This window comes from Hydrogenophilus islandicus (genome assembly GCF_054657095.1).
Window position 1 is genome coordinate 18,558 of sequence record NZ_BAAHXE010000016.1, and the last position, 25,563, is coordinate 44,120.

General features: G+C 64.6%; 30 protein-coding genes. 26 read left to right on the plus strand and 4 right to left on the minus strand.

Annotated features, from left to right (window positions below; all coding sequences use genetic code 11):
- The first annotated feature begins 6 nt into the window (after positions 1 to 6).
- Positions 7 to 1,209, plus strand: a complete 1,203-nt coding sequence (locus ACYQ6T_RS06290; protein WP_459828895.1) for a M20 aminoacylase family protein — start codon at positions 7 to 9, stop codon at positions 1,207 to 1,209.
- Between the two features lies 1 nt (position 1,210).
- Entirely contained in the window at positions 1,211 to 3,754 is a 2,544-nt protein-coding gene (locus tag ACYQ6T_RS06295) for an ABC transporter permease (protein WP_459828897.1), read from the plus strand.
- Positions 3,755 to 3,779: 25 nt separating this feature from the next.
- Here the strand turns inward: ACYQ6T_RS06295 and ACYQ6T_RS06300 are convergent, their stop codons facing one another.
- Both ACYQ6T_RS06300 and ygfZ read right to left on the minus strand, forming a co-directional pair.
- A complete protein-coding gene (locus ACYQ6T_RS06300) occupies positions 3,780 to 3,965 on the minus strand; it encodes a hypothetical protein (protein ID WP_459828899.1) in 186 nt (61 codons plus the stop codon).
- On the minus strand, positions 3,962 to 4,699 hold the full coding sequence (ygfZ, locus tag ACYQ6T_RS06305) for a CAF17-like 4Fe-4S cluster assembly/insertion protein YgfZ (RefSeq protein WP_459828901.1): 738 nt from the start codon (positions 4,697 to 4,699) through the stop codon (positions 3,962 to 3,964). Before ygfZ ends, ACYQ6T_RS06300 begins: the two co-directional genes overlap by 4 nt.
- 62 nt (positions 4,700 to 4,761) lie before the next feature.
- Here ygfZ and mltG point away from each other — a divergent pair, with 62 nt between their 5' ends.
- From mltG to ubiD, 10 genes are read left to right on the plus strand one after another with little or no spacing between them, the layout of a single operon-like run.
- Positions 4,762 to 5,889 (plus strand): endolytic transglycosylase MltG, encoded by a 1,128-nt coding sequence (gene mltG, locus ACYQ6T_RS06310; protein ID WP_459828903.1) that lies wholly within the window; start codon positions 4,762 to 4,764, stop codon positions 5,887 to 5,889.
- On the plus strand, positions 5,886 to 6,533 hold the full coding sequence (gene tmk, locus ACYQ6T_RS06315; protein WP_459828905.1) for a dTMP kinase: 648 nt from the start codon (positions 5,886 to 5,888) through the stop codon (positions 6,531 to 6,533). Before mltG ends, tmk begins: the two co-directional genes overlap by 4 nt.
- Positions 6,530 to 7,588 (plus strand): hypothetical protein, encoded by a 1,059-nt coding sequence (locus ACYQ6T_RS06320; RefSeq protein ID WP_459828907.1) that lies wholly within the window; start codon positions 6,530 to 6,532, stop codon positions 7,586 to 7,588. Before tmk ends, ACYQ6T_RS06320 begins: the two co-directional genes overlap by 4 nt.
- On the plus strand, positions 7,581 to 7,949 hold the full coding sequence (locus ACYQ6T_RS06325; RefSeq protein WP_459828909.1) for a PilZ domain-containing protein: 369 nt from the start codon (positions 7,581 to 7,583) through the stop codon (positions 7,947 to 7,949). The genes ACYQ6T_RS06320 and ACYQ6T_RS06325 overlap by 8 nt, the downstream gene beginning before the upstream one ends.
- Before the next feature lie 20 nt (positions 7,950 to 7,969).
- Positions 7,970 to 8,776, plus strand: a complete 807-nt coding sequence (locus tag ACYQ6T_RS06330) for a TatD family hydrolase (RefSeq protein ID WP_459828911.1) — start codon at positions 7,970 to 7,972, stop codon at positions 8,774 to 8,776.
- Positions 8,760 to 10,403, plus strand: coding sequence for an acyl-CoA synthetase (locus ACYQ6T_RS06335; protein WP_459828913.1), 1,644 nt, complete (start codon positions 8,760 to 8,762; stop codon positions 10,401 to 10,403). The genes ACYQ6T_RS06330 and ACYQ6T_RS06335 overlap by 17 nt, the downstream gene beginning before the upstream one ends.
- A 20-nt stretch (positions 10,404 to 10,423) precedes the next feature.
- Positions 10,424 to 11,227 carry an enoyl-CoA hydratase gene (locus tag ACYQ6T_RS06340; protein WP_459828915.1) on the plus strand — a complete coding sequence of 268 codons (804 nt, stop codon included), beginning with the start codon at positions 10,424 to 10,426 and terminating at the stop codon, positions 11,225 to 11,227.
- Positions 11,228 to 11,233: 6 nt separating this feature from the next.
- Positions 11,234 to 12,085, plus strand: a complete 852-nt coding sequence (locus ACYQ6T_RS06345; RefSeq protein ID WP_459828917.1) for a TatD family hydrolase — start codon at positions 11,234 to 11,236, stop codon at positions 12,083 to 12,085.
- Positions 12,082 to 13,968 (plus strand): peptide-binding protein, encoded by a 1,887-nt coding sequence (locus ACYQ6T_RS06350; RefSeq protein ID WP_459828919.1) that lies wholly within the window; start codon positions 12,082 to 12,084, stop codon positions 13,966 to 13,968. Before ACYQ6T_RS06345 ends, ACYQ6T_RS06350 begins: the two co-directional genes overlap by 4 nt.
- Before the next feature lies 1 nt (position 13,969).
- Complete coding sequence (gene ubiD / locus ACYQ6T_RS06355) at positions 13,970 to 15,502, plus strand: 4-hydroxy-3-polyprenylbenzoate decarboxylase (protein ID WP_459828960.1); 1,533 nt, start codon at positions 13,970 to 13,972, stop codon at positions 15,500 to 15,502.
- On the opposite strand, the gene hisC is transcribed toward ubiD, so the two are convergent.
- Positions 15,423 to 16,550, minus strand: a complete 1,128-nt coding sequence (gene hisC / locus ACYQ6T_RS06360; RefSeq protein WP_459828921.1) for a histidinol-phosphate transaminase — start codon at positions 16,548 to 16,550, stop codon at positions 15,423 to 15,425. The genes ubiD and hisC overlap by 80 nt on opposite strands.
- A gap of 77 nt (positions 16,551 to 16,627) precedes the next feature.
- On the opposite strand from hisC, the gene hisB reads away from it, so the two are divergent.
- From hisB to ACYQ6T_RS06430, 14 genes are all read left to right on the plus strand, one after another.
- Positions 16,628 to 17,227, plus strand: coding sequence for an imidazoleglycerol-phosphate dehydratase HisB (hisB, locus tag ACYQ6T_RS06365; protein ID WP_459828922.1), 600 nt, complete (start codon positions 16,628 to 16,630; stop codon positions 17,225 to 17,227).
- Positions 17,228 to 17,237: 10 nt separating this feature from the next.
- The gene (gene hisH, locus ACYQ6T_RS06370) at positions 17,238 to 17,891 is read left to right on the plus strand and encodes an imidazole glycerol phosphate synthase subunit HisH (protein WP_459828924.1); all 654 of its coding nucleotides are present in this window, start codon (positions 17,238 to 17,240) and stop codon (positions 17,889 to 17,891) included.
- 11 nt (positions 17,892 to 17,902) lie between these two features.
- Entirely contained in the window at positions 17,903 to 18,682 is a 780-nt protein-coding gene (gene hisA / locus ACYQ6T_RS06375) for a 1-(5-phosphoribosyl)-5-[(5-phosphoribosylamino)methylideneamino]imidazole-4-carboxamide isomerase (protein WP_459828926.1), read from the plus strand.
- Positions 18,679 to 19,440 carry an imidazole glycerol phosphate synthase subunit HisF gene (gene hisF, locus ACYQ6T_RS06380; RefSeq protein WP_459828927.1) on the plus strand — a complete coding sequence of 254 codons (762 nt, stop codon included), beginning with the start codon at positions 18,679 to 18,681 and terminating at the stop codon, positions 19,438 to 19,440. The genes hisA and hisF overlap by 4 nt, the downstream gene beginning before the upstream one ends.
- Positions 19,434 to 19,865, plus strand: coding sequence for a phosphoribosyl-AMP cyclohydrolase (gene hisI / locus ACYQ6T_RS06385; protein WP_459828929.1), 432 nt, complete (start codon positions 19,434 to 19,436; stop codon positions 19,863 to 19,865). The genes hisF and hisI overlap by 7 nt, the downstream gene beginning before the upstream one ends.
- Entirely contained in the window at positions 19,862 to 20,224 is a 363-nt protein-coding gene (locus ACYQ6T_RS06390) for a phosphoribosyl-ATP diphosphatase (protein ID WP_459828932.1), read from the plus strand. Before hisI ends, ACYQ6T_RS06390 begins: the two co-directional genes overlap by 4 nt.
- A 20-nt stretch (positions 20,225 to 20,244) precedes the next feature.
- Positions 20,245 to 20,610: a histidine triad nucleotide-binding protein gene (locus ACYQ6T_RS06395; RefSeq protein WP_459828934.1), complete on the plus strand. Its 366-nt coding sequence runs from the start codon at positions 20,245 to 20,247 to the stop codon at positions 20,608 to 20,610.
- 63 nt (positions 20,611 to 20,673) lie between these two features.
- Complete coding sequence (gene tatA / locus ACYQ6T_RS06400; protein ID WP_459828937.1) at positions 20,674 to 20,982, plus strand: Sec-independent protein translocase subunit TatA; 309 nt, start codon at positions 20,674 to 20,676, stop codon at positions 20,980 to 20,982.
- Positions 20,983 to 21,004: 22 nt separating this feature from the next.
- The gene (gene tatB / locus ACYQ6T_RS06405) at positions 21,005 to 21,592 is read left to right on the plus strand and encodes a Sec-independent protein translocase protein TatB (RefSeq protein ID WP_459828940.1); all 588 of its coding nucleotides are present in this window, start codon (positions 21,005 to 21,007) and stop codon (positions 21,590 to 21,592) included.
- A complete protein-coding gene (tatC, locus tag ACYQ6T_RS06410) occupies positions 21,589 to 22,437 on the plus strand; it encodes a twin-arginine translocase subunit TatC (RefSeq protein ID WP_459828942.1) in 849 nt (282 codons plus the stop codon). The genes tatB and tatC overlap by 4 nt, the downstream gene beginning before the upstream one ends.
- Positions 22,438 to 22,491: 54 nt before the next feature.
- Positions 22,492 to 22,791 (plus strand): LexA family protein, encoded by a 300-nt coding sequence (locus tag ACYQ6T_RS06415; protein WP_459828944.1) that lies wholly within the window; start codon positions 22,492 to 22,494, stop codon positions 22,789 to 22,791.
- A gap of 12 nt (positions 22,792 to 22,803) precedes the next feature.
- Positions 22,804 to 24,105: a Y-family DNA polymerase gene (locus tag ACYQ6T_RS06420; RefSeq protein WP_459828947.1), complete on the plus strand. Its 1,302-nt coding sequence runs from the start codon at positions 22,804 to 22,806 to the stop codon at positions 24,103 to 24,105.
- Between the two features lie 66 nt (positions 24,106 to 24,171).
- The gene (locus ACYQ6T_RS06425; protein ID WP_459828961.1) at positions 24,172 to 24,441 is read left to right on the plus strand and encodes a type II toxin-antitoxin system RelB/DinJ family antitoxin; all 270 of its coding nucleotides are present in this window, start codon (positions 24,172 to 24,174) and stop codon (positions 24,439 to 24,441) included.
- Entirely contained in the window at positions 24,428 to 24,709 is a 282-nt protein-coding gene (locus ACYQ6T_RS06430; RefSeq protein ID WP_459828950.1) for a type II toxin-antitoxin system YafQ family toxin, read from the plus strand. The genes ACYQ6T_RS06425 and ACYQ6T_RS06430 overlap by 14 nt, the downstream gene beginning before the upstream one ends.
- A gap of 72 nt (positions 24,710 to 24,781) precedes the next feature.
- On the opposite strand, the gene ACYQ6T_RS06435 is transcribed toward ACYQ6T_RS06430, so the two are convergent.
- The coding region (locus ACYQ6T_RS06435) for a type ISP restriction/modification enzyme (protein ID WP_459828952.1) at positions 24,782 to 25,563 on the minus strand (782 nt) is incomplete at its 5' end.

The following is a 25,563-nucleotide window of genomic DNA, read 5'->3' on the forward strand; positions in this document are numbered from 1 at the left end:
GAGACAATGGCTGAGTTCATCGGGACCGATCTTTTGCAAGCGTGGTGCGCCACATGGCGCGAACGCTTCCCTGTCTGGCAAGCGTGGCGGCGGCACCTCCACCGCCATCCGGAGCTCGCCTTTGCCGAGGAGGGGACAGCCCGTTTCGTGGTCGAACGGCTGCGCGAATGGGGTCTCTCGCCCGATACCGGCTGGGCGAAAACGGGCGTCGTCGCGCGGCTTGCTGGCGCGCGCGGTCATGGTCCGACGATCGCGCTGCGTGCCGACATGGACGCGTTGCCGCTCGATGAGGCCAACACCTTCGCCCACCGCTCCGCTTACCCAGGACGGATGCACGCGTGTGGCCACGACGGCCATACCGCAATGCTCCTTGCAGCGGCTGAAGTGCTCGGTCGCGCCCCCGATTTTGCCGGAACGGTGGTCTTTCTCTTCCAGCCGGCGGAAGAGGGAGGAGGGGGCGCGCGGGTGATGGTCGAAGAGGGGGTGTTGGAGGCTTACGCGATCGACGAGATCTATGCACTCCACAATTGGCCCGGTTTGCCGCTCGGGACCTTTGCCGTCCACAGCGGGGCGGTGATGGCGGGGACGAAGAGCTTCGACCTCACCTTCCGCGCGTCGGGAACCCACGCCGCGATGCCCCATTTGGGGAGCGACCTGATCGTCGCCGCCAGCCAGTTTGTGACGCTCGCGCAAAGTGCTGTGAGCCGCCAAGTGTCACCCACCGACGCGGCGGTCTTTTCGGTGACGCAAATCCACGGGGGTTCGGCCTACAACGTCCTTCCCGACACCGTTCGTCTCTCAGGGACGGTGCGCGCCTTTTCCCCCGCGACGATGGCGCAGGTGACCGACGCCGTCACAGCGATCGCCGAATCGGTGGCCCGCATCCATCACGCGCAAGCCGAGTGGCACTGGCACGACGGTTACCCCCCGACGATCAACCACCCTGGGTGTGCGGAGCAGGCGGCGCAAGTTGCGGCGGCGCTGGTGGGCGAGGCGCAGATTGCGCGCGATCTCCCGCCGTCGATGGGCGCAGAGGATTTTGCCTATTTCCTCGAAAAGCGCCCCGGCGCCTACCTCTGGATCGGGAACGGACCAGGGGAAGGGGGGTGTGTCCTGCACAATAGCCGCTACGACTTCAACGACGCCATCCTGCCGTTAGGGGCCGCTTTCTGGTGGCAATTGGTGCGGTCGCGACTCGGGGCTAGTTGAGGTGCGTGCCGAAATAGCCCCTCCGCCTCCCGGAACGATACTCCCGCACCCTGTTGCAAACCGCTCGTGGTGGCAGCGGCGGCAGCTCGCCAACCGCCTCTTTCGCGGCGGGGGTTCTCTCTCCCTCTTTGTCGCACTGCTCCTAGCGGTCGCAACGGTTGCTGCGGTCGCGTGGCTCAACGGCCGGCTGCAGGCGCTCCTTGAGGCCGAAGCAGGGGCGTGGCTCGCGGGAGACCTTCAGATCACCGCGCCGCAACCCTTTGGCGAGCGGTGGCACCGTTGGCGCCAAACCCACCCCGAGGTGACGGTTGCCGAGTCGGTGGTAACGACGACGGTCGCTCGCCGCGGGGACGGGGAAACCCAACTTGTCGCATTGCGCGCAATTGGTCCCGGCTATCCCTTACGCGGGACCTTTCGTTTTACCGCCCCACCCGAAAAGCCTACCGTTGCTGAGGGCGAGGCGTGGATCGACGCGCGGCTTGCAGCGCTCATGAATCTAACGGTGGGCGATGCCTTGAGCCTCGGGCGCGCGCAGGTGCGCGTCGCAGCCATCCTCACCTCGTCCCCGGAACAGGGAGCCGACTTTTTCGCGTTTCTCCCGGAGGTGGTGGTGTCGCTGGCAACCCTCGACGCCTCGGGGCTGATCGCTCCCGGCAGCCGGGCAACCTGGCGCTGGCACCTCTTGGCGCCGCGGGAGGCGCTTACCGCGCTCAAGGCCGAGGTCGAACGCTTGCTTGCCCCAGGCGAGCGGCTCCTCAAAGCCGACGAAGCGCAACCGGCGGTGAAGACGCTCCTCGAGCAGGTGCAGCGGTTGCTGCGTCTTGCGACGATCGCCGCGGTGGTGTTGGCGGCGGTCGCGGTGGCACTCGCGGCGCGCCGGCTTGCTGCACAACTCACCCACCCCTTTGCGGTGGTCCGCGCGCTCGGTGCGACGCGCCCCCTTTTGGTGCAGCTCTTCGCGCTGCGGTTTGCGGGGCTCACGGCGCTCGCTGCGCTTGTCGGGCTTGCGCTCGGTTGGGTTGTCGAGGGGATTTTCGCTCAGCTCCTTGCGGCTACTCTCCAAGGCTCAGAGTTGCCTGCACCTCCGCTGCTTGCCGCGTGGCCGGCGTTCCTTCTAGCGGTGATTCTGGTCGCTGCCTTCGTCGTGCCGTGGCTCTTCTGGCTCCTTGCGATTCCCCCGGTCGCGGTGCTGCGTCGGGTGGCCCTTCCGGTACAGCCGCTCGGATGGACGGGCTGGGCCGTTGCGGTAACGGGGTTGGTGATGGGGGTCACCGTGGTGATGGCAGGCGAGGTGAAGCTTGCGGTGGTGGCGCTCGCGGTCACGGTGGGGGTAACACTCCTTTTCGGCGCGACAGCGTGGCTCATGTTGCGTCTCCTCTTCGCGCTCTTTGGCCGAATGCTCCCGACCGCGCTGCGCTTGGCGCTCCTCTTTCTCGTCCGGCAGCCCCTTGCGGTCGCGATCCAGGTTTCCGCGTTGGCGCTCGGGCTCACCATCCTCTGGCTCCTCGTTTTTGTCCGCAGCGACCTCATCGCCGCATGGCGGTATGAAACGCCACCCGACGCGCCGAATCGCTTTTTGCTCAATGTGCTCCCCGAACAGGTCGATTCGCTTCGCGCAGCGATCGAGCGTGCGGGCTTGACGCCCCCCACTTTTTGGCCCCTCGTTCGTGGGCGGATGGTGGCGATCAACGGCCAGCCGATCCCCGAGGAGCTGCTCCGGTCCAACGCCCGCGCCGAGCGGCTTGCCCACCGCGAATTCAATCTCACGTGGGGGAGTGAGCTACCGGACGGCAACGCCATCGTCGCGGGAAAGTGGCACGGGACGAGCGCGCAAGCGGAGGCGTCGGTCGAAGCGGGGCTTGCGCAGCTTTTTGGACTCAAAGTGGGCGATCAGGTGACCTTTGCCGTCGCCGGGGAGGAGGTGACGGTGACGATCACCTCCGTCCGGTCGCTGCGGTGGGAGTCGATGCGTCCCAACTTCTTTTTCATCACCACACCGCAAGCGCTCCGCCACTTCCCCGCGACCTTTATGGCGGCGCTTTTTCTCCCCGAGGCGCAGCGCTCGCTCGAACGGCATTTAGCCGACGAATTTCCCAACGTCACGATCCTCGACGTCGAGCGGCTCCAGGCTGAATTTGCCGCGTTGAGCGACAAAGTCAGTCGCCTTCTTGAGGCCGTCTTCGCTTTTACGTTGAGCGTCGGCGGTGTCGTCCTCTTTTTGGGGTGGGCGATGGGGGATGAGCGGCGCGCGCAACAGGTGGCGCTGCTGCGTGCGTTGGGGCTCCAGCGCGTGATGGCGACACCGCTACTGCTCACCGAGTCGGCGGCGGTCGGTTTGGTTGCCGCGCTCCTTTCGGTTGCCGCTGCAACGGGGTTAGGTCAGTGGCTCGCGAGTGCGCTTTTCGATCTCCCCCTTGCGGTGCGCTGGCTGCCGCTTGCCGCGTCAGGGGTCGGCGTGACGGTTGCGGTTGCGCTCCTCGGGTGGTGGCGGGCAAGACCTCTTTTGGCGCAGCCGCCGCTTGCGGTGTTGCGCGGGGGAGTGTAACGACTGACGCGGGTAGCGAGGCCAATCAGTTGGGGTCGCCAGGATCCCCGCCGTTCATGATCGCATAGACCCCAGCAGCGGCCACTCCCATCCAGAGGAGAAACGCGCCGACCCCGAAACGCTCCCAGAGCGCTCCAAAATAGAGCAGCATCACAAAAGCAACAAAGAGGAGGGCGTTGCCGACGAGCGTCGCGTAGCGCTTACCGTTCATCTCGAGCCCTCGTCGAGCGGGTAGGGAAGGGGAACGATCCTCGCCTCTACCCCCTCGGGCGACCCGACCTGCACCACCCCCTCTTGCGCCGCGGTTTTGAGGAGCGACACAAGCGCGACAAATCCGGAAGCGTCAGGAGCGGCAAGGACCACACGACCTACCGCCTGCTCACCGAGCACACGACTGAAACAGGGCGCTCCCGCTTCGGGTATCTCGCCTGCTCCGACCACTTTGACCATCCGCCGTTTGACCTCGCCCAGGTATCGGGTGCGGGCGACGATCTCCTGTCCCGGGTAGCACCCCTTCTGAAAACTGACGCCGCCCAGGAGGTCGAGATTGACCCACTGCGGCAGAAACTGCTCGCGGTTCACCGGCACGATCCACGGCCACCCTTCGGCGATGAAGGTCGCCCAACTGGGGCCGCTTCGCGCTTCGCCCAACTCGATGGTGACTTTGCGCCGAAAGCGGTACTTGAGAAGCGTCGCCTGGAGAAACTCGGCGCTCTCCACGTCGATGGTAATCTGGTAGTGCGCTGCTGCTGGCCGCGAGAGCCAAAAGAGGGCGATCAGTCGCCCTTTCGCGGTGCAGAGCCCGTTCCACTGCCACACCTCGGGTGCGGTGAGCTGGGTAACATCGTTGCAGGTGAGGCTTTGGAGAAAAGCCTCAGCTTCGGGCCCGCTCACCTGTACAGTTGCGAAGGTTTGTTGGGGCGCGTAGGGGGCGTCGTTCGTCATCGGCGCACTCGCGTTCGTCCGTGATGCGCGGAATTATCGCAAAATTCGCTAGAATCGAACCCATGCAATCGTCCAGAAGAGCCACCGTCGCTCGCCGCAAGCCGCCAGTGAAACGGAAGAGTCGTCGCGATCTGCGCGGCAAGGTGCGGATGCTCCTCGTTCTCCTGCTCCTCTTCCCCATTGCGGTGGCTGTCAGCGGTTGGGTGGCGTTCGTCACGTGGCGCGAGTCGCCGCTTCTGCTTCCCGAAGAGGGGGTGACCGTGGTCATCCCTCGGGGAAGTGGCGTCAATCGAGCCGCCGAGCTCCTTGCGGAAAAACTGGGCGGCCATGCGCTCCTTTGGCGGGCGCTCGTGTGGGATCTTCGCCCGAAACAGGTGGTGGCGGGGTACTACCAGTTCGCGCCGGCGACAACGCCGCGGAGCGCGTTGGAGAAGGTCGAACGGGGCGAGGTGATCCGCGACCGCTTGACGATCGTTGAAGGGTGGACCTTTCGCCAAATGCAGGCAGCGATCGACGCCCACCCCTATCTCGAACACACCTTGGCGGGGGCCGAGGAGGCGACGATCCTCCGCGCGATCGGCGCGAAAGTTCCTTACGCCGAGGGGTGGTTTTTCCCCGATACCTACCTCTTTGACCGCATGAGCAGCGACCGGACGATCTACCGCATGGCACACGAGCGGATGCAGGAGATCGTTGCGAAAGTCTGGGCGGAGCGTGACCCCGATCTTCCACTCAAAAGTCCGGAAGAGCTCCTCATTCTCGCGTCGATCGTCGAGAAGGAGACGGGGCACCCGGACGACCGCGCCAAAGTGGCATCGGTCTTTATCAACCGCTTGCGGCGCGGAATGCCGCTGCAATCGGACCCCACGGTGATCTATGGGCTCGGCGCCGCCTACGACGGGACGCTCACGCGCCGCGACCTGCAACACGCGAGTGCGCACAACACCTACACGCGCGCGGGACTCCCGCCGACGCCGATCGCGTTACCCGGGCTTGCGGCGCTCACCGCGGTTGCCCACCCCGAAAAGAGCGACTACCTCTATTTCGTCGCGAGCGGCAAGGACGAGACGAGCATCTTCTCCCGCACCCTTGCGGAACACAACCGCGCGGTGGAGCAGTACCGAAAGACAATGCGAGGCGCAGAAGGCAGCGGGGCGAAAAAGAGCGCGCTACACGAGGAGCAGCGATGAGCGAACGGGGGCGTTTTATCGTCTTCGAAGGGATCGACGGCGCGGGCAAAAGCACCCAGATTGCGGCGCTTGCTGAGTGGCTCACGGCGCAGCAGGTCACCGTCGTCACCACCCGCGAACCGGGTGGCACCCCGATTGGTGAAGCGATCCGCTCCCTGGTGCTGCACCACGAGATGGACCCCGAAACCGAACTGCTGCTCCTCTGCGCCGCGCGGCGCGAACACATCGTGAAGGTGATCGAACCGGCACTCGCTGCCGGCCGCTGGGTGATCTCCGACCGTTTCGCCGACGCCTCCTACGCCTACCAAGTCGCGGGAAGAGGGGTGGCCAAAGAGCGTTTCACCTTGGTCGACGAATGGACGCGGGCAGGGCTCCAACCCGATCTTGTCTTCCTTTTCGACCTCCCGGTGGAGGTCGCGGCGCGGCGACGCACTGCGCGCGAAGAGGGGGGAAACGCTGACCGCTTCGAGCGGGAAGCGGCGGCCTTCTTTCGCCGCGTCCAGAGCGCCTACCGCGAACGGGCCGCGCACGATCCTGCGCGCTTTGTGTGGATCGACGCGCAGTTGCCGATCGCGGCGCAGCGCGACCGGGTGGTGCACGAAGTCTCCTCGCGCTGGTTTGCCCGTGGGGGAGAGCGATCATGAACGATCTCTCGCACACTCCTTGGCTGCGCCCGTGGGTCGAGCGTTTTGTCGCCGCGTGGGGGCAGGGACGGGCGCCGCAGGCGTTGCTCCTCACCGGCCATCAGGGGGTTGGGAAACGGATTTTGGCTGCGCACCTTGCCCGCCGTTGGCTCTGCGCCGAACCCCCGCCCCGGCTCGAGCCGTGCGGCCAATGTCGCGCGTGCCAACTCGACGCGGGTGAAGCCCACCCCGACCGCTTTGAGCTTACGCTCGATGCGAACGAGCGCGCGATCCCAATCGACGCCGTACGCGCGCTCCAAGAGGAGCTTGCGCTCACCGCCCACGCCGAGCGGCGGGTAGTCGTCATCCACCCCGCAGAAGCGATGAACCGCTTCACCGCGAACGCCCTTCTCAAAACCCTCGAAGAGCCGCCGCGCGGTGTGCTTTTTCTCCTGGTCTCCGACGCACCGGGGCGGCTTCTACCGACGATCGTGAGCCGCACCCAGCAGTGGCGCGTCGCCCCGTTGCCGTTTGAGGAGGGTCGGGTGTGGTTGCGGCGCACCCTTGCCGCGCGCTCGGGAACGAAAGCTCAATACACCGACGCGCAACTCGCCGAGGCGCTCACGTTGCACCAAGGAGCTCCTCTTGCGGCGTTGGCGGACCTCGAAAAGGGGCGTGCCGAGCTGCGCTCCGCCTTTGTCCGCGATGCCGCCGAGCGCGTCTGGCGGCAACCGGTTGCAGTGGCTCTGGAATGGGCGCAACGGCTCAAAGGGGAGCGTTCGGGGGAGGCGCCGCTCCGTTTTGCCGAGTTGCTCCGCTGGTTTCACTATTGGCTCTTTGACCTCATCCAGCTCGCCACGTTGGGCGACGCTTGCCGCAACGCCCCAAACCGCTTACACTATCCCAGTGCTGCGTCTCAGCTCATTGCCGTGGCGGCACGCCGCAGCGCCACCGAGTGGTTCAAAATCGCACAGGCAGCGGCTCGTCTCGCCCCGTGGAGCGACCACCCCTTGAACGTCGGGTCGCTCTGTGAGACGCTGTGGTTCACCTACCGAGACGGAGTGCGTGGTGAGTGACGAGAAACGCGAGGCAAGTACAGCGCGAACGACCGTTTTGGCGGTCCATATCGAAGCGGTATCGGCTCTTTACGCCGCCTATATGCCGTGGTTGAAACGGGGCGGACTCTTTGTCCCGACGCAGCGCCCCTTTGAACTGGGCGACTCCCTCTTCCTCCGCGTCCAGCTTCCCGACGAAACGGAACCGATCCTCCTTTCGGGAACCGTTGCGTGGATCAACCCCCCCAACGTCGCCGGCGGGCGGGTCCAAGGGGTCGGGGTCCATTTCGATGAGAGTGACCTCACCCCCAAAGTCAAGGCGATGATCGAACAGAAACTGGGGGCGCTCATCGGCTCCGGCAAGACCACCCACACCTTGTGACTGCGAAACGAAAAGCGACAATGGCACAACTGATCGATACCCACTGTCATCTGGAATTCCCTGGCTTGGTCGAACGGCTCGACGAGCTCTTTGCCCACATGGAGGAGAACGGGGTCGCCGCCGCGATCTCGATCGGGACGACGTTGGAGCATGCCCCGAAGGTGCTCGCCATCGCCGAAGCAAACCCCCACGTCTGGGCCACGGTCGGGGTCCATCCCGACAACGAAGGGGTCGAAGAGCCGACCGTAGCACGGCTGGTGGCGCTTGCGCACCACCCGAAGGTGGTCGCGATCGGCGAGACGGGGCTCGACTACTACCGCCTCACCGACGCCCCCGAGTGGCAGCGCGAGCGGTTTCGCACCCATATCCGCGCCGCGCGTGAAGTGGGGTTGCCGCTCGTGATCCATACCCGAGCCGCAGCCGATGACACCCTCGCGATTTTGCGCGACGAAGGGGCGGAGGTTGTGGGCGGCGTGATGCACTGCTTTACCGAGAGCCGCGAAGTAGCCGAAAAGGCGCTCGACCTCGGTTTTTACATCTCGTTTTCGGGAATCGCCACCTTCAAAAACGCCGAAGCGGTGCGCGACGTCGCCCGCTTTGTTCCTCGCGACCGGATTTTGGTCGAGACCGACGCACCCTATCTCGCGCCGGTACCCCACCGCGGCAAACGGTGCGAGCCGGCGTTCGTCCGCCACACCGCCGAGTTTCTCGCCGAGTGGCTGGGGCTCCCTTTTGCCGCTTTTGCCGAACGGACGACCGAAAACGCCCGAACACTTTTCCGATTACCCGAAAGCCTGAAAGGAGGAGACAATGACCAAAGCGTATGAAGTCGGACTCGACCGGTGCGCCGCCAACTATGTACCGCTCACGCCGCTGAGTTTTCTCGAACGGAGCGCCCAGGTCTACCCCGAACGGCTCGCGGTGATCCATGGAAACCGCCGCTACACCTGGGCGCAGTTCGCCGAACGGGCGCGCCGCCTTGCTTCTGCGCTCCACCATTTGGGGGTGGACAAAAATGACACGGTGGCGGTCATCCTCAACAACACCCCCGAGATGCTCGAATGCCACTTCGGCGTTCCGGGAAGTGGCGCGGTGTTGAACACGATCAACACCCGGCTCGATCCCGAGACCGTCGCCTTCATCCTCGAACATGGCGAAGCGAAGGTGTTGATCACCGATCGCGAATACTCGGCAACGGTCAAGGCGGCATTGGCGCGCATCGATCGCAAGATCGTGGTGATCGACGTCGACGACCCCGAATACACCGGCCCGGGCGAGCTCATCGGCACGCTCGATTATGAAGGGCTCCTGGCAGGGGGCGACCCCACATTTCGTCTTCGCACCCCCGACGACGAGTGGGACGCAATTTCGCTCAACTACACCTCTGGGACGACCGGTAACCCCAAAGGGGTCGTCTACCACCACCGTGGCGCCTACCTCAACGCCCTGTCGAACATCGTCTCGTGGGGGATGCCCCACCACGCCGTCTACCTCTGGACGCTCCCGATGTTCCACTGCAACGGCTGGTGTTTCCCCTGGACAATCGCCGCGAACGCCGGCGTCAACGTCTGTCTGCGGCGCGTCGATCCGAAGCTCATCTGGGCGGCGATCGAGACGCACGGCGTCACCCACTACTGCGGCGCGCCGATCGTCCACAGTCTGATTGCCAACGCCGCCCCTGCCTCATGGCGCGAAGGGAAAGGAGGTCGCACGGTGAAGGGGCTGATCGCCGCCGCTCCACCGCCTGCTGCGGTCCTGCAAGCGATGGCCGAGATCGGCTTTGAGATCACCCACGTCTATGGTCTCACCGAAACCTACGGCCCGGCAGCCGTCTGCGCCAAGCACGACGAGTGGGCGCAGTTGCCGCTTGCGGAACAGGTGCGGCTCAACGGCCGCCAAGGGGTACCCTACCACGCCCAGGAGGCGATCTCGGTCCTCGATCCCAACACGATGACGCCGGTGCCACGGGACGGCGAAACGATGGGGGAGGTGATGTTTCGCGGCAACCTCGTGATGAAGGGGTACCTCAAGAACCCCGCCGCAACCGAAGAGGCGTTTCGCGGGGGGTGGTTCCACACGGGCGACCTCGGCGTGCTCGAACCCGACGGCTACGTGAAGATCAAAGATCGCGCCAAAGACATCATCATCTCGGGGGGAGAGAACATCTCGTCGATCGAAGTCGAGGACGCGCTCTACAAACACCCCGCCGTGATGGCGGTGGCGGTCGTCGCTTCCCCCGACCCGAAATGGGGCGAAGTGCCTCACGCCTTTGTCGAGCTGCGCGAAGGGGCAACCGTCACCCCCGAAGAGTTGCAAAACCACTGCCGCCAGTTCCTCGCAGGGTTCAAGATCCCCAAAAAATTCACCTTCGGGCCGCTTCCTAAGACCTCGACCGGCAAGATCCAGAAGTTCATCCTGCGGCAGCAGGCGCGGTCGCAAGAGGCAATTGAGTAACCCCACTAAAGGAGAGTGAGATGAGCGAAGAACCTTATGTCCTGGAGCATCTGGAAGCGGGGGTGTTGACGCTGACCCTCAACCGCCCCAACCAGTTCAATGCGCTGTCGCGCGCCATGCTCGAAGCGATGGTCGCGGCGCTCGAGCGGGCGCGCAGCAACGACGAGGTGCGGGTGGTGGTCATCGCGGGCGCGGGGAAGGCCTTCTGCGCGGGTCACGACCTCAAAGAGATGCGAGCGAACTGCACCCCCGCTTTTCAGCGGGACCTCTTTGCCCTCTGCACCAAGATGATGCGCACCATCATGGAACTCCCCGTGCCGGTGATCGCCCGGGTCCATGGGATCGCCACGGCTGCCGGTTGCCAGCTGGTCGCCACCTGCGACCTGGCTGTTGCTTCGGAGACAGCCCGCTTTGCCGTCTCGGGGATCACCGTCGGCCTCTTCTGTTCGACCCCCGCCGTTGCCCTCTCGCGCAACATTGGCCGCAAGCCCGCGATGGAGATGCTGCTCACTGGCGAATTCATCTCCGCCGAGCGGGCGCAGCAGCTCGGGCTCGTCAACCGCGTCGTGCCGCTTGAGCAACTCGACGGCTCAATCGCTGAGCTCGCCGCCTCGATCAAAGCGAAACCGCGCGCGTCGCTTGCGCTTGGGAAGTCGCTCTTCTACCGCCAGCTCGAAATGGGAATCGACGCCGCCTACGCGCTCGCGTCCGAAGTGATGACCTGCAACATGATGCACCCCGACGCGCAGGAGGGGATCGACGCCTTCATCGAAAAGCGTGCCCCCAGCTACCGCCACACCCCACCCCCGGAAGGCACACTCTGATCGGCGATGGCTGCACCCCTCATCGACACCCACCTCCACCTCGACGCGGCGGAGTTTGCCGCCGACCTCGACACCCTCTGGCAAAGCGCCCAGAATGGCGGTGTCGCCGCAGCGCTCATCCCCGCAGTCGAACCGGCGCAGTGGCCCCTCCAGTGGGGGGAGCTCGCCCACCTCTCTGGGGTGCGCCACGCGTGGGGCGTTCACCCCTGTTACGTCGACGCTGCCCACGCCTGGGCCGAAGCGCAGGTGGGGCGCACCCTTTCCGACGAAGAGGCAGCAGAAGTGGGGTGTCGCGCCCTTGCCGAGTGGATCGCCACGCACGAGACAGTTGCGATCGGCGAGATCGGTTTGGACCGCTTCGTCACCACCCCCGCCTGGTCGCGGCAGGTGGTCTGGTTTGAAGCGCAACTCGCGCTTGCTGCCGAACTGCAGCTGCCGGTCCTTTGCCACGCGCGGCGGGCGGTTGAGGAGGTGCGGCTGCGCGTGCGCCGCGCGAAACTCCCGGGCGGGATCATCCACGCCTTCAACGGCTCGGTTGCGCAAGCCGAAGACCTGATCGCCCACCGCTTCGCGCTCGGCTTTGGCGGCGCGATGACCCACGCGCGTGCGCACCACCTGCAGCACCTGGCGCGGACGCTACCGCTCGAAGGAATCGTGCTCGAGACCGACGCCCCCGACATTCCCCCCGCGTGGGCCGCAAGCCGCACTCCACGCCGGACGCTCCCTGAGGATCTGGTGCGCTACTGCGCTTTTCTTGCCGAACTCCGGGGATCGACCCCAGAGGCGATCGCACGTGCCACCACCGCAACGGCAACGCGGATTGTTCCGGCGTTGGCTGGTGCTGAGAGCGTAGCATGAACGGCGGGCGCGCGTGGCTTGGCTGGGCGACTCTGGCGCTCATGGTGCTCCTTGCGATGTGGCAGAACGACCGCCTCTGGGAGCGCGTCGGGCGGCTCGAGAGTCGAGTGGCCGAGCTACAACGCGATCTACGCGACGCCAACCGGCAGCTCGCCGAAGTGGCGGCGCGCCTCGAGCACGCCGTGACCTCTGCATCGGAGACGCAGGGCGCGAGCAGTGCCGCCGCGACGCCATCTTCCGCACCTCCAAGTGGCCGCGACGCGCTCGGCGCCTTTGCCCGCGCCGCTGCGGCGCGCACCCACCCCGATTTCGCTGAAGGGGACTGGTTCGTCCGCGCGCTTCCCACCGGCATCGCGACCCTCACCCCCTACGTCTCGTCCGACGCCTACGCGGCCGAGGTGCAGTCGTACGTGATGGAGTCGCTGCTCACCCGCGACCCCGAAACGCTCGCGTGGCGGGGGTTACTTGCCGAATCGTGGTCCTTTTCGCCTGATGGGACGACCCTCACCTTTCGGCTCCGCCCCGGGGTGCGCTTTTCCGATGGCGTCCCGCTGACCGCCGAGGATGTCGCCTTTACCTTCCGTTTTGTGATGGACGAACGAATCGCTGCGCCGCGTGCCCGCGCCTACCTGAAGAAGATCGCCGCCGTCGAAGCGCTTGACGCCCGCACCGTCCAGTTTCGCTTCCGCGAACCCTATTTCGACGCGCTATCGCTCGCAGGGGGCATGGAGATCCTCGCGCGCCACTTCTACGAGCGCTTTTTGGCCGAACCGGAGCAGTTCAACCGCTCGCGCGCGCTCCTCTTCGGCACGGGCCCCTACCGGCTGCGAGACCCGGAATCGTGGCGGGCTGACCTTGGGATCGTCGAGCTCGAACGCAACCCGCGCTACTGGGGGCCTGTTACGCCCCCCTTCGAGCGGCTGGTGTGGAAGGTGATCACCAACGAGACGGCGCGTTTGACCGCGTTCAAAAATGGCGAGATCGACCTCTACGGCGCCCGCCCCGTCGAATATGAGCGGCTCAAGAGCGACGGGCGTCTTGCCGAACGCGCTCGCCGCTTCGAATACCTTGCCCCCACCGCCGGCTACAGCTTCATCGCGTGGAACCCGGAGCGCGACGGCAAACCGACCCCCTTTGGCGACAAACGGGTACGGCAGGCGATGACGCTCCTCACCGACCGCGAGCGGATCATCCGCGAAATCTACCTCGGCTACGCCGAACCGGCGGTGAGCCCCTTCAACCCGCGAAGCCCGCAGCACGACCCCGCGCTCGTGCCCGAGACGGCGAACCTCGACGCGGCGCTGCAACTCCTCTCCGCCGCCGGCTGGACGCGGCGCGACGACGGCCTTTTGGTCAATCGCACCGGGGAGCTCTTCCGCTTCAAACTCACCTTCTTCCAGGACAACGACGACACCCGCCGCCTCGTGCTCCTTTTGAAAGACCTCTACGCCCGTGCCGGCATTCTCCTCGAACCCGACCCTGCTGAGTGGTCAGTGATGCTCGAGCGCCTCAACCAGAAACGGTTCGACGCGATCACGCTCGGGTGGACCTCGGGGGTCGAAGTCGACCTCTACCAGATCTTCCACTCCTCCCAAGCGGGACCGGGCGGGGATAACTTCGTCTCGTTCCGCCACGCCGAGTTTGACCGCCTCATCGAAGCGGCGCGCAGTGAAGTAGACGAAGCGAAACGGATGGTGCTCTGGCGGCAGGCGGAGCGGATCCTTGTCGAAGAGCAACCCTACACCTTCCTCGTTCGCCGCCAGACCCTCGCCTTTGTCGACCGGCGCTTCGCGAACCTCGAGCAGACGCGGCTCGGGCTCAACCTCGGCTTTGTCCCGATCGAAATCTACGTCCCGAAAGGGGAGCAGCGCTATGGCCAATGAGTTGCGTTTTCCCGATCTTCGCGCCTTTCTCACCTTTCTCGAAGGGCGAGGGGAGCTGCTGCGGGTCGACGCCCCCGTCAATCCCGACCTCGAGATGACCGCGTGGAGCGACGCGGCGCTCAAACGTGCCGGCCCAGCGCTCCTCTTCACCCGCCCGACGCGCGCTGACGGTAGCCGCTACGCTTACCCGGCGCTCACCAACCTCTTCGGCACCCCTGAGCGAATCGTCTGGGGGATGGGCCACGAGCTCCCCGAATCGGGCGACTGGCGCGAGCCGCTGCGCGACCTCGGGCGGCTGCTCGCCTACCTCAAAGAGCCGGAGCCGCCGCGTGGCTGGCGCGACGCCCTGGAGAAGCTCCCGATCCTTCGCCGCGCGCTCGACATGAGCCCCAAACGGGTCTCCCGCGCGCCGTGCCACGAGGTGGTGTGGGAGGGGAGCAGCGTTGACCTCACGCAACTCCCGATCCAGCGCTGCTGGCCCGAAGATGTCGCGCCGCTCATCACCTGGGGGTTGGTGGTGACGCGCGGCCCGCTCAAAAAGCGGCAAAATCTCGGCATCTACCGCCAGCAGCTCATCGACCGCAACCGGGTGATCATGCGCTGGCTCGCCCACCGCGGCGGGGCGCTCGATTTTGCCGAACACCAACGCGCCCACCCGGGCGAGCCCTTTCCCGTCGCGGTGGTCCTCGGCTGCGACCCGGCGACGATCCTCGCCGCGGTGACTCCGATCCCCGACACCCTCTCAGAATACCAATTTGCCGGGCTCCTACGCGGCGAGAAGAGCGAACTCACCGCAGCCGGTGTCGGCGACCTCGAAGTCCCTGCGCGCGCCGAGATCGTTCTCGAAGGGTGGATCCACCCCAACGACCGCGCCCTTGAAGGCCCCTATGGCGACCACACCGGCTACTACAACGAAGTGGCCGAATTTCCGGTACTTACTGTCACGCGCGTGACGATGCGGCGCGACGCGATCTACCACACCACCTACACCGGCAAACCCCCCGACGAACCGGCGGTGCTCGGGATGGCGATGAACGAAATCTTCGTGCCGCTCTTGCAGCGCCAATACCCCGAGATCGTCGATTTCTACCTCCCCCCAGAGGGGTGTTCGTACCGCCTTGCGCTCGTCGCAATCAAGAAGGGCTACCCCGGCCACGCCCGGCGGGTGATGTTTGGCATCTGGGGGTTCCTGCGCCAATTCATGTACACCAAGTTCATCATCGTTGTCGATGACGACGTGAACATCCGCTCTTGGCCTGAGGTGATCTGGGCCCTCACCACCCGAGTGGACGCCGCGCGCGACACGATGATGGTTGAGAACACCCCGATCGACTACCTCGATTTTGCCTCACCCGTTGCGGGACTCGGCAGCAAAATGGGGATCGACGCCACCCACAAGTGGCCGGGCGAGACCGCCCGCGAATGGGGGCGACCGATCACGATGCCCAAAGCGCTCACCGACCAGGTCGAAGCGGCGCTTGAGGCGCTCCTTGCTCAGCATCCCCGCCCACAATCGCGCGCAGCGCCGCGATGAGCGCGTCGTTCTCTGCAGGACTCCCCACCGTGATGCGGAGAAAGTCGGCGATCCGCTCAGGGCGGGCAAAGTGGCGGACCAACACCGCCCGCTCCCTGAGGCGCGCGTAGAGCTCCGCCCCGCGGTGCATCGGTTGGCGGGCAAAGAGGAAGTTCGCCTGCGACGGCAACACCTCGAAGGCAAGCGCCGTGAGCGCTGCGACGAGCCGCTCACGCTCCGCGATCACCGCGCTGCGGCACTGGGCAAAATAGTCCTCGTCCTCGAGCGCCGCGATCGCCCCTGCTTGCGCCAGCCGATCGAGCGGATAGGAATTGAAGCTGTCCTTGATGCGGGTGAGCGCCTCGATCAATGGCGGCTGGCCGATCGCAAAACCGACCCGCAACCCGGCAAGCGCCCGGCTCTTCGAAAAGGTCTGGACGACGAGAAGATTGTCGTAGCGGTGGGTGAGCGGCACCGCGCTCTCCGCGCCAAAATCGACGTAGGCCTCGTCGACGAGCACAACCGCCTTCCCGTGGTGAGCAGCGACAATCGCCTCGACCGTGTCGCGCGGCAGCGCAATCCCCGTCGGGGCGTTGGGGTTCGGGAAAACGACACCGCCCGCGCCGGGGGCGAGGAGCGGCGCAATCGCCAACGAAAAATCGGCCTCCAGCGGCGTCGTCTCGAAGGGGAGCTGATAGAGCCGGCAATAGACCGGATAGAAACTGTAGGTGATCTCGGGAAAGCGCACCGGCCCGCGGTGGCCCAAGAGCCCCTGGAAGGCAAACGCCAGCACCTCGTCCGAGCCGTTGCCGACGAAGACCCAATTGGCGTCAACCCCGTAGCGGCGGGCGATCGCGTCGCGCAACCCCTTCGCCTCTGGGTCCGGGTAGCGGCGCAGCGGCTCGCCGAGCTCGCGCGTGATCGCGTCGACCACCCGCGGCGAAGGGGGATAGGGGAGTTCGTTGGTGTTGAGCTTCACCAGATTCGCGATGCGCGGTTGCTCCCCGGGAAGGTAGGGGGTGAGGAGCGCAACGCGCGGATTCCAGTAGCGTGAGGTCTCGTCGGTCATCGATCGGCGTCTCTTGGCGATTGTCGGTAAAATGGTATCATGACGATTGCTCAGCTACACCCAACCGCATGGACACGATGACCGCCCGCACTGCCGAAGTGACGCGTACCACCGCCGAGACGAGCGTCACTGTGCGTCTTCATCTCGATGGCACGGGGAAAGCACAGATCGCCACCGGCGTTCCCTTCCTCGACCACATGATCGACCAGATTGCGCGCCACGGGGCGTTTGACCTCACGATCGAAGCGCGGGGGGATACCCATATCGACGACCACCACACGGTCGAAGATGTCGGCATCACCCTCGGGCAGGCGTTTGCCAAGGCGCTGGGCGACAAGCGGGGCGTGATGCGCTACGGCCACGCCTATGTGCCGCTCGATGAGGCGCTCTCGCGAGTCGTGGTAGACCTCTCGGGCCGGCCGATGCTCGTTTTCCACTGCGCGTTTACCGCCGAGAAGATCGGTCGCTTCGACACCCAGCTCGTGCGCGAATTTTTTCAGGGTTTCGTCAATCACGCCGCGGTGACCCTCCACGCCGAAAACCTCACCGGCGTGAATGCCCACCATCAAGCCGAGACCCTCTTCAAAGCGCTGGGGCGGGCGCTGCGCATGGCGGTCGCGCGCGACGAACGGCTCGCCCAAGAGATTCCTTCGACCAAAGGGTCGCTGGCTGGCTGAAGGGGTGGCGATGCGCATCGCGGTGGTCGATTACGGGATGGGGAATCTCCGCTCGGTGCAAAAAGCGCTCGAGCACGTCGCCCCTCAGGCGACGGTGACGCTCGCGTCTACTGCCGATGCGATCACCGGGAGCGACGCCGTCGTCTTCCCCGGGCAAGGGTCGTTTGCCGACTGCATGGCCGCGCTCACCGCACGAGAGCTCACCGACGCCGTTCGCTGGGCAGCAGCCCATCGCCCCTTTTTGGGGATCTGTGTCGGCTTGCAGCTTCTCTTTGACCATTCGGAAGAGGGGGATGTCGCGGGGCTGGGGATCCTCCCGGGCCGCGTCGTCCGTTTCCCGCACAGTCGTGCGTTTGAGACGGGGCACGAACACCTCAAAGTGCCGCACATGGGGTGGAACACGATTACGCTCACTCGTTCCCATCCGGTCCTCCCTGAAAGCGAGACCGGGAAGCGCTTCTACTTCGTCCACAGCTACTACGTCATCCCACAAGAGGAGCGGGTAACGCTCGCGACGTGCGATTACGGCGTCCGTTTCACCTGCGCCGTTGCGCACGATAACCTCATCGCTACCCAGTTCCACCCCGAAAAGAGCGGCGAAAACGGCTTGGCGCTCCTTAGACGATTCATCACTTGGGCTCAAACGGTTTCATCCATCGCTTAGGACCTACCGCCATGTTGTTGATTCCGGCGATCGACCTCAAAAATGGGCAATGTGTCCGCCTCAAGCAGGGGCGGATGCAAGAGGCTACGGTCTATGGCACCGACCCGGCAGCAGTCGCCCGCCACTGGATCGCTCAGGGGGCGAGGCGCCTTCATCTCGTCGACCTCGACGGTGCCTTTGCCGGACGGCCCAAAAACCTCGAGGCGATCGAAGCGATTCTCGAGGCCGTCGACGAGGAGATCCCGGTGCAGCTGGGGGGAGGAATCCGCGACCTCGACACCATTGAACGCTACATCGATATGGGGATCGACTACGTCATCATCGGCACGGCAGCGGTGAAGAACCCGGGGCTCGTGCAGGATGCGTGCGTCGCCTTTCCCGGCCACATCCTGATCGGGCTCGACGCCAAAGAGGGGAAGGTCGCCACCGACGGCTGGTCGAAAGTAACCGGCCACGACGTCGTCGACCTCGCGCGCAAGTTCGAGGAGTATGGCGTTGACGCAATCATCTACACCGACATCGGTCGCGACGGGATGCTCACCGGCGTCAATATCGACGCGACGGTGCGCCTCGCGCGGGCACTCGAGCAGACCTGGGTGATCGCCTCAGGCGGCATCGCGTCGCTCGCGGACGTCGAAGCGCTCTGTGCGGTGGCCGACGAAGGAATTCTCGGCGCCATCACCGGTCGGGCGATCTACGAAGGGACACTCGATTTCGCCGCAGCCCAAGCGCGTGCCGATACGCTTTGCGCCGCGCACAAAGCGGGCACCTCTGGAGCACCCCACCCGTGACGCTCGCCAAACGGGTCATCCCCTGTCTCGACGTCCACGCCGGACGCGTCGTCAAAGGGGTCAACTTCGTCGGCTTGCGCGACGCCGGGGACCCGATCGCGATCGCCCAGCGCTACGACGCCGAAGGGGCGGACGAACTCACCTTCCTCGACATCACCGCGAGTAGCGACGAGCGGGCGATCATGCTCGAGATCGTCGCGAAAGTTGCCGAATGTGTCTTCATTCCATTCACTGTGGGTGGGGGCGTGCGCAGCGTCGACGACGTGCGGCGGCTGCTCCTTGCTGGGGCGGATAAGGTGAGCATCAACACCGCCGCGGTTCTCGACCCGGCGCTGGTGGCGCGCGCGGCTGACCGGGTCGGTTCGCAGGCGATCGTCGTCGCGATCGACGCCAAGGCGGTCGCCCCAGGGCGGTGGCACGTCTTCACCCACGGCGGACGGCGCGACACCGGGCTCGACGCGGTCGAGTGGGCCCTCCGCGTCTGTGAGTTGGGGGCAGGGGAGATTCTCCTCACCAGTATGGACCGGGACGGGACGAAGCAGGGGTTTGACCTTGAACTCACCCGTACCGTCTCCGACGCCGTCCCCGTCCCGGTAATCGCCTCAGGCGGAGTCGGAACGCTGCGCCACCTTGTCGAAGGGGTCACCGAAGGGCACGCCGACGCGGTCCTGGCGGCGTCGATCTTTCACTTTGGCGAATACACCATCGCCCAGGCCAAAGCGGCGATGGCCGAAGCGGGAGTTTCGGTGCGATGGTAGCTCACCAGCCACTTGCCAACGCCCCTGACGAGGCAGCGATCGCCGCAGCACTCGACGCGGTCGCGTGGGGGGCTGACGGGTTGATCGCGGCGATTGCGCAGGACGCCGACGACGGCACGGTGCTCATGATCGCGTGGATGAACCGCGACGCGCTCGCCGAGACGTTGCGCACGGGGCGCGCCGTCTACTGGTCGCGCTCCCGCCAACAACTCTGGCGCAAGGGGGAGACCTCGGGCCACGAACAGGAGGTCGTCGCGGTGCGGCTCGATTGCGACGGCGACGCCGTGCTCCTCACCGTCCGGCAAAAGGGTGGAATCGCCTGCCACACGGGGCGCAAAAGCTGTTTTTACCGCGAATGGTCGCCCGAAACGGGGTGGTGTGAGACACTACCGGTTCTACGCGATCCCAAGGAGATCTACCGATGATCGACCATGAAGTGCTGCTGCGGCTTTCGCAAACCCTTGCCGAGCGCAAGTCGGCCCCCCCGTCGCAATCCTATGTCTCCCAGCTCTACCAGAAGGGGACCGACGCGATCCTCAAAAAGGTTGCCGAAGAGGCCGCCGAGGTGATCATGGCCGCGAAGGACGGTGACCGTCTTCATCTCGTGTGGGAAGTGACCGACCTGTGGTTTCATACGCTGGTGCTGCTCGCCCACATGGGACTTTCGGTCGAAGATGTGTTGGCCGAATTCCGCCGCCGCGAAGGGGTATCGGGGATTGACGAGAAGCGGGCGCGGCTCGCCCAAGCCGAGGCGGCCGAGGCGGTTGTCAAATCGTCAGAGTGATTCCTGCAAGGAGCTGAGTGATGAGTGAGCCGAACATCGACCCCAACTGCATCTTCTGCCGGATTGTCAAAGGGGAGATTCCCGCGAAGATTGTCTATGAAGACGAACACGCGCTCGTCTTTCACGACATCCATCCACAGGCCGACGTCCACCTCTTGGCGATTCCGAAACGCCATATTTCCTCGACCAAAGAGCTCACCGACGCCGATACCGAGACGATCGGCCGCGTGATGGTCGCTGCAACCAAGGCGGCGCTTGCCGCTGGGCTCGAGGAGGGGTGGCGGACGATCATCAACACCGGCCGGATCGGCCGGCAAGAGGTAATGCATCTCCACGTCCACATCCTGGGCGGGAGCAGAATGTTGCCCGCGATGATCAAATGGTGAGCACCCGTTTTGCCCTGCTTATGGGATAATGGCAGCAACGCTTTTTGGCAAGGAGCACACAACATGGGTTCGTTCAGCATTTGGCACTGGTTGGTGGTGCTGCTCATCGTGATTCTGGTCTTTGGCACGAAGAAGCTGCGCAACATCGGGCAAGATCTGGGAAGCGCGATCCGCGGCTTCAAAGAGGGAATGAAGAGCGGCGAAAGTGAAGGGGAGAAGACCGAGGGTGCCGTAGTCGCCAAAGAGGCGGGAGCTCCTGCTGGTAGCAGCAACCCGTCGGCAACACCCGCGTCCGCTCCGTCAGCGATGAACACCGCTGCACCGAACGAAGCGACGGTGATCGAAGGGCAGATCCGAGAAAAACGTCCGTAACGCCCCTCTTTGAGGTCTCACGATGTTCGACATCGGCTTCTCTGAGCTCGTCCTAACCGCATTGGTCGCGCTGATCGTGCTGGGACCCGAGCGCTTGCCCAAGGTGGCGCGCACCGTCGGCCACCTTCTTGGGCGCATGCAACGCTACGCCGCGAGCGTCAAGGCCGACATCGAACGGGAAATTCAACTGGAAGAGCTCAAGAAGCTGGAGGCGCAGATTCAAGCGCAAGCCCGGGCGTTTGAAAGCGAAATGCAGCAGCAGGTGGCGCAGGTGCAACACAACCTCAACGAAGCGCAACGGGCACTCGAAACCGAACCGCCGCCATCCAGCAGCGCAACCGGTAGCGACGCCGGCACTTCCGCCGAGAACACAACCGCTCCCTCGGCAGAAAGCGCCAGCGCACCGGCTCCGAATAGCGAGAACGCCGCACCACTTCCAACTGACATCACCGCATCGCCTTCGGCGGGAGTGACGCCAGCGCCCGCTTCACCCTCACCTCCGCCGGGCGAAACCCCGCACCCCGCGCAACCGGAATCGCTTCTCCCGCCGGAACTCCGTGATCTCCAACCCGCGAAGACCTTCCTCAACAACGGGCTGAAGCAGCCATGAACGGGCAGGAAGAGACCTTCATCTCGCACCTCGTGGAGCTACGCGATCGGCTCCTGCGCGCCGCCTTGGCCGTAATCATCACCGCCGTCGTCCTCATCCCGTGGGCGAACTTCTGGTACGACCTCTTGGCACTCCCGATGATCCAGACCCTTCCCCAGGGCACGACGATGATCGCCACCGGTGTCGTCACCCCCTTCTTCGTGCCGGTGAAGGTGACGCTCCTCTTGGCGTTTCTCGTCTCACTTCCCTATGTCCTCTACCAGATCTGGGCCTTTGTCGCCCCGGGGCTCTATGCCCACGAAAAGCGGCTGATCCTGCCGCTCGTGGTCACCTCGTCGATCCTCTTCCTCCTCGGGATGGCCTTTTGCTACTTCTTTGTCTTCAAGACGGTTTTTCGCTTCATCGCCGATTTTGCCCCGCAAAGCGTGCAACTCGCCCCCGATATCGAACAGTATCTCAGTTTTGTGATGACGATGTTCGTCGCCTTTGGCGTGGCGTTTGAGGTCCCCGTCGCGGTTGCGCTCCTTGCGCGGATGGGGGTGGTGGAGCTCGCGCAACTGATCGAAGCGCGCCCCTATGTGATCGTCGGCGCCTTCGCGATCGCGGCAGTCGTCACCCCGCCCGACGTGATCTCCCAAATCCTTCTCGCAGTCCCGATCATCCTCCTCTATGAGCTGGGCGTTCTCTACGTCCGTTTCTCCGCAAAAGAGAAAGAGAAAGAGGAAGAGGAGGAGGGAGGGTTGCCGGTTCCCACCTACCAGCCTCCCTCGGTCGAAGAGCTCGACCGTGAACTCGACCGCTTGGAAGGGAAACCGGGGAAGGGAGCAAACGAAGCGAAACAGTAAAGTAGAGGAGGGCGGACGAGCGTTCGCTCTTTTTTGGCGTAAAATACTGTAAATATGTACAGTCAAGGTTTTCCATCTCCCGCAGAACACGAGTGGGAAAGACCACTCAGTCTCGACCGCTACCTCATCGCCCATCCGCTCGCCACCTTCTTCGTGCGGGCAAAAGGGGAGCGGCTCACCCCCTACGGCATCCACGACGGCGACATCCTCGTCGTCGACCGTGCCGTCACCCCTCACGTGGGCGACTGGGTGGTTGCGGTCGTCGACGGCGAACTCACCGTCGTGACGGTGGAGCGGGGTAAAGCGCTCCTCGTCTGGGGCGTTGTCGTGGGGATTGTCCGCAAACTGCGGTAGAGGAGGAAAGCGATGAGCGAGACGCGCGTCTGGGCGCTGGTCGATTGCAACAACTTCTACGTCTCCTGCGAACGGCTCTTCAACCCCAAGCTGGAAGGGCGACCGGTCGTCGTCCTGTCGAACAACGACGGCTGCGTCGTCGCACGCAGCAATGAGGCCAAAGCGCTCGGCATCCGGATGGGGCAACCGTGGTTTGAACTCGAACCCTTCGCCGAACGCTGCGGGATCGTCGCCTTCTCCTCCAACTACACCCTCTACGGTGACCTCTCGAACCGGGTGATGCGCCTCTTGGCGGAGTTTGCGCCGCGGCAAGAGGTCTATTCAATCGACGAGTGCTTTCTCGACCTCACGCTGCTCCCAGCGGCTGCGCGCGCCGGACACGGAAAAGCGATCCGCCGGGCAGTGCGCCGCCAACTGGGGCTTCCGGTCTGCGTCGGCATCGGCCCGACGAAAACCTTGGCGAAACTCGCGAACGCCTGCGCGAAGAAGGGGTGGGCGGGGGAGCAGGGCGTCTGCGACCTCTCCACGTGGGGCGAAGCGGCGCGCTTAGCGCTCCTTGCCACGATTCCGGTCGCTGAGGTGTGGGGGGTCGGCAAACGGCTCGCGCGCCAGCTCGAAGCGGTGGGCATCACCACCGCGCGGGCGCTTGCTGAAGCCGATTCCACCTGGTTGCGGCGGCGCTTCTCCGTAGTCCTTGCGCGGACGGCGATGGAGCTGCGGGGCGAAGCTGCACTCGCGTGGGCCGACCAACCTGTTCAGCGGCAGCTCGTCGTCTCCCGCTCCTTCGGCGAACGGGTGACCGAGCTTGCAACCCTTCAGGCGGCGCTCACCGCGTTTGCCACGGCCGCGAGCGAAAAGCTCCGCGCCCACCGCTGGCTCGCGCACGAAGTCGGGGTCTTTCTCGAAACCAACCCCTTTGCCCCCGATTACGTCCACGCCTTTCAGAGCGCACCCCTCACGCTCCCGACAAACGACGCGATCACCCTTGCGCGCACCGCCAACGACCTCGCTGCACGCCTCTTCACCGCGGGACTCCGCTACAAGAAGGCAGGGGTCATCCTCCTTGAGCTGCTCCCCGAGGAGCGCTGGCAACCCGACCTCTTTGCCGCAGCGGAACTCCCCCGCGCCGAGCAACGGCGACGAGCGATGGCGGCGCTCGACGCGATCAACCGGCGCTTTGGCCGCGACACCGTCACGATCGCCGCGGCGAAGAGCGGCCGTTGTTGGCACATGCGCCAAACCCGCCGCTCGCCCAACTACACCACCGATTGGCAGGCGCTACCAAAGGTGCGCGGCGGGGCTGTTGTTTTGTGATACGCCCTTGTTTTTTTAGCCACATTGTGACTACAATTTAGGCCGAAAGCCGAGACAAGGGAAACCATCATGAGCACTGCCGACACCTATGTACGAGCCCGCATTGATACCAACACAAAGAAGCGCGCCGCCGAAGCGCTCGAAGCAATGGGCCTGTCTATCTCTGACGCTATCCGTCTTCTGATGCGGCGCATAGCCGATGAACGCCGTTTGCCGTTCGATGTAAAGGTGCCCAACGCTGCTACGCGCGAGGCCATTGCCGAGCTAGAGGCAGGGAAGGGAAAGAGGTTCGCCAGTGTCGATGACTTGATGGCAGACCTGCATGCGGACGATTGAGCGCTCATCAGCCTTCAAACGCGATTACAAGCGTGAGGCGAAGGGGAGGTACCGAGCCACGCTGGATAACGATCTCAGGCTCGTTCTTGTGGCGCTGGCGTCTGATCAGCCACTGGATGCCAAATACCGCGACCATGACCTGAGCGGCGATTGGGCAGGCTACCGGGAATGTCACATCAAGCCTGATTTGCTGCTGATCTACCGCAAGGTGGGTGCTGACACCTTGAGACTGGCGAGGCTTGGCTCGCACAGTGAGCTTTTCGGGTGATCCTCCAGAGTCGTTGGAGAAAAGTCGTACAGCTTCCAACTGTTCTACCACCTCGCAGAAAAATGGACCCAACTACACCACCGATTGGCAGGCGCTTCCCGTGGGGCGCGGGAGAAGGGTGTTGCCAAGAGGCAAAGTCTGCTCCTCGATCTGCGCATAATAGGCGTCAATCTCTGCTTGGAGCGCGATCGTCCGGTACAACGCGGTAAGGATGCGACAATAGGTGCGAATCTCGTCGAGCGTAAGCCGCCGGTCGCGGCGATCCTTCAACCACTTCTCGGCAACCTGATAGCCGCCGATCGCGTATTGCCACACCTCGCGCGGCACAGGGGCGAAGTACTGGGTGGCATTGATGAACACGCGCTCGGTTTTCTCTTCGTAACGCAAACCCTCACGGCCAATTCCCTCGACGCCGTTCTCCCCCTGCCCCTCGAAGCGGGCAAGCGGCGGGTCGAGTTCGGGGGAGCGAAGGAGATGGAGCGAGACGAGCCGCGCGCCGAGTCCCGCGACCGCGCTAAAGAGCTCCCGCGCAGCGGGGAAGGGGATACGGGGGAAATCCAACCGCAGGAAGTCTGCGTAGCGCTCGCGATACGACGGGGCATAGAGGACGGCATAGACGTAGTGGAGGATCTCCTCGGGCGTCGGGGACTTCCCGTAGGCCTCGGCCAAAGCGGCGACGAGCTCTGGGTTCAGGTTGGGTCTCCGCGCCGCGGACGTTACGCCAGTGAAAAGGTCGTCTTGCTTGCTATCAGCGGGGTAGAGGAAGAGGGGGAAGTACGAATTTATGTCGAAAGCGGCAACCGTCTTGTGGGTACCAATGACTGTCGTTGCAAAGGCTCCGAAATCACCTTTGT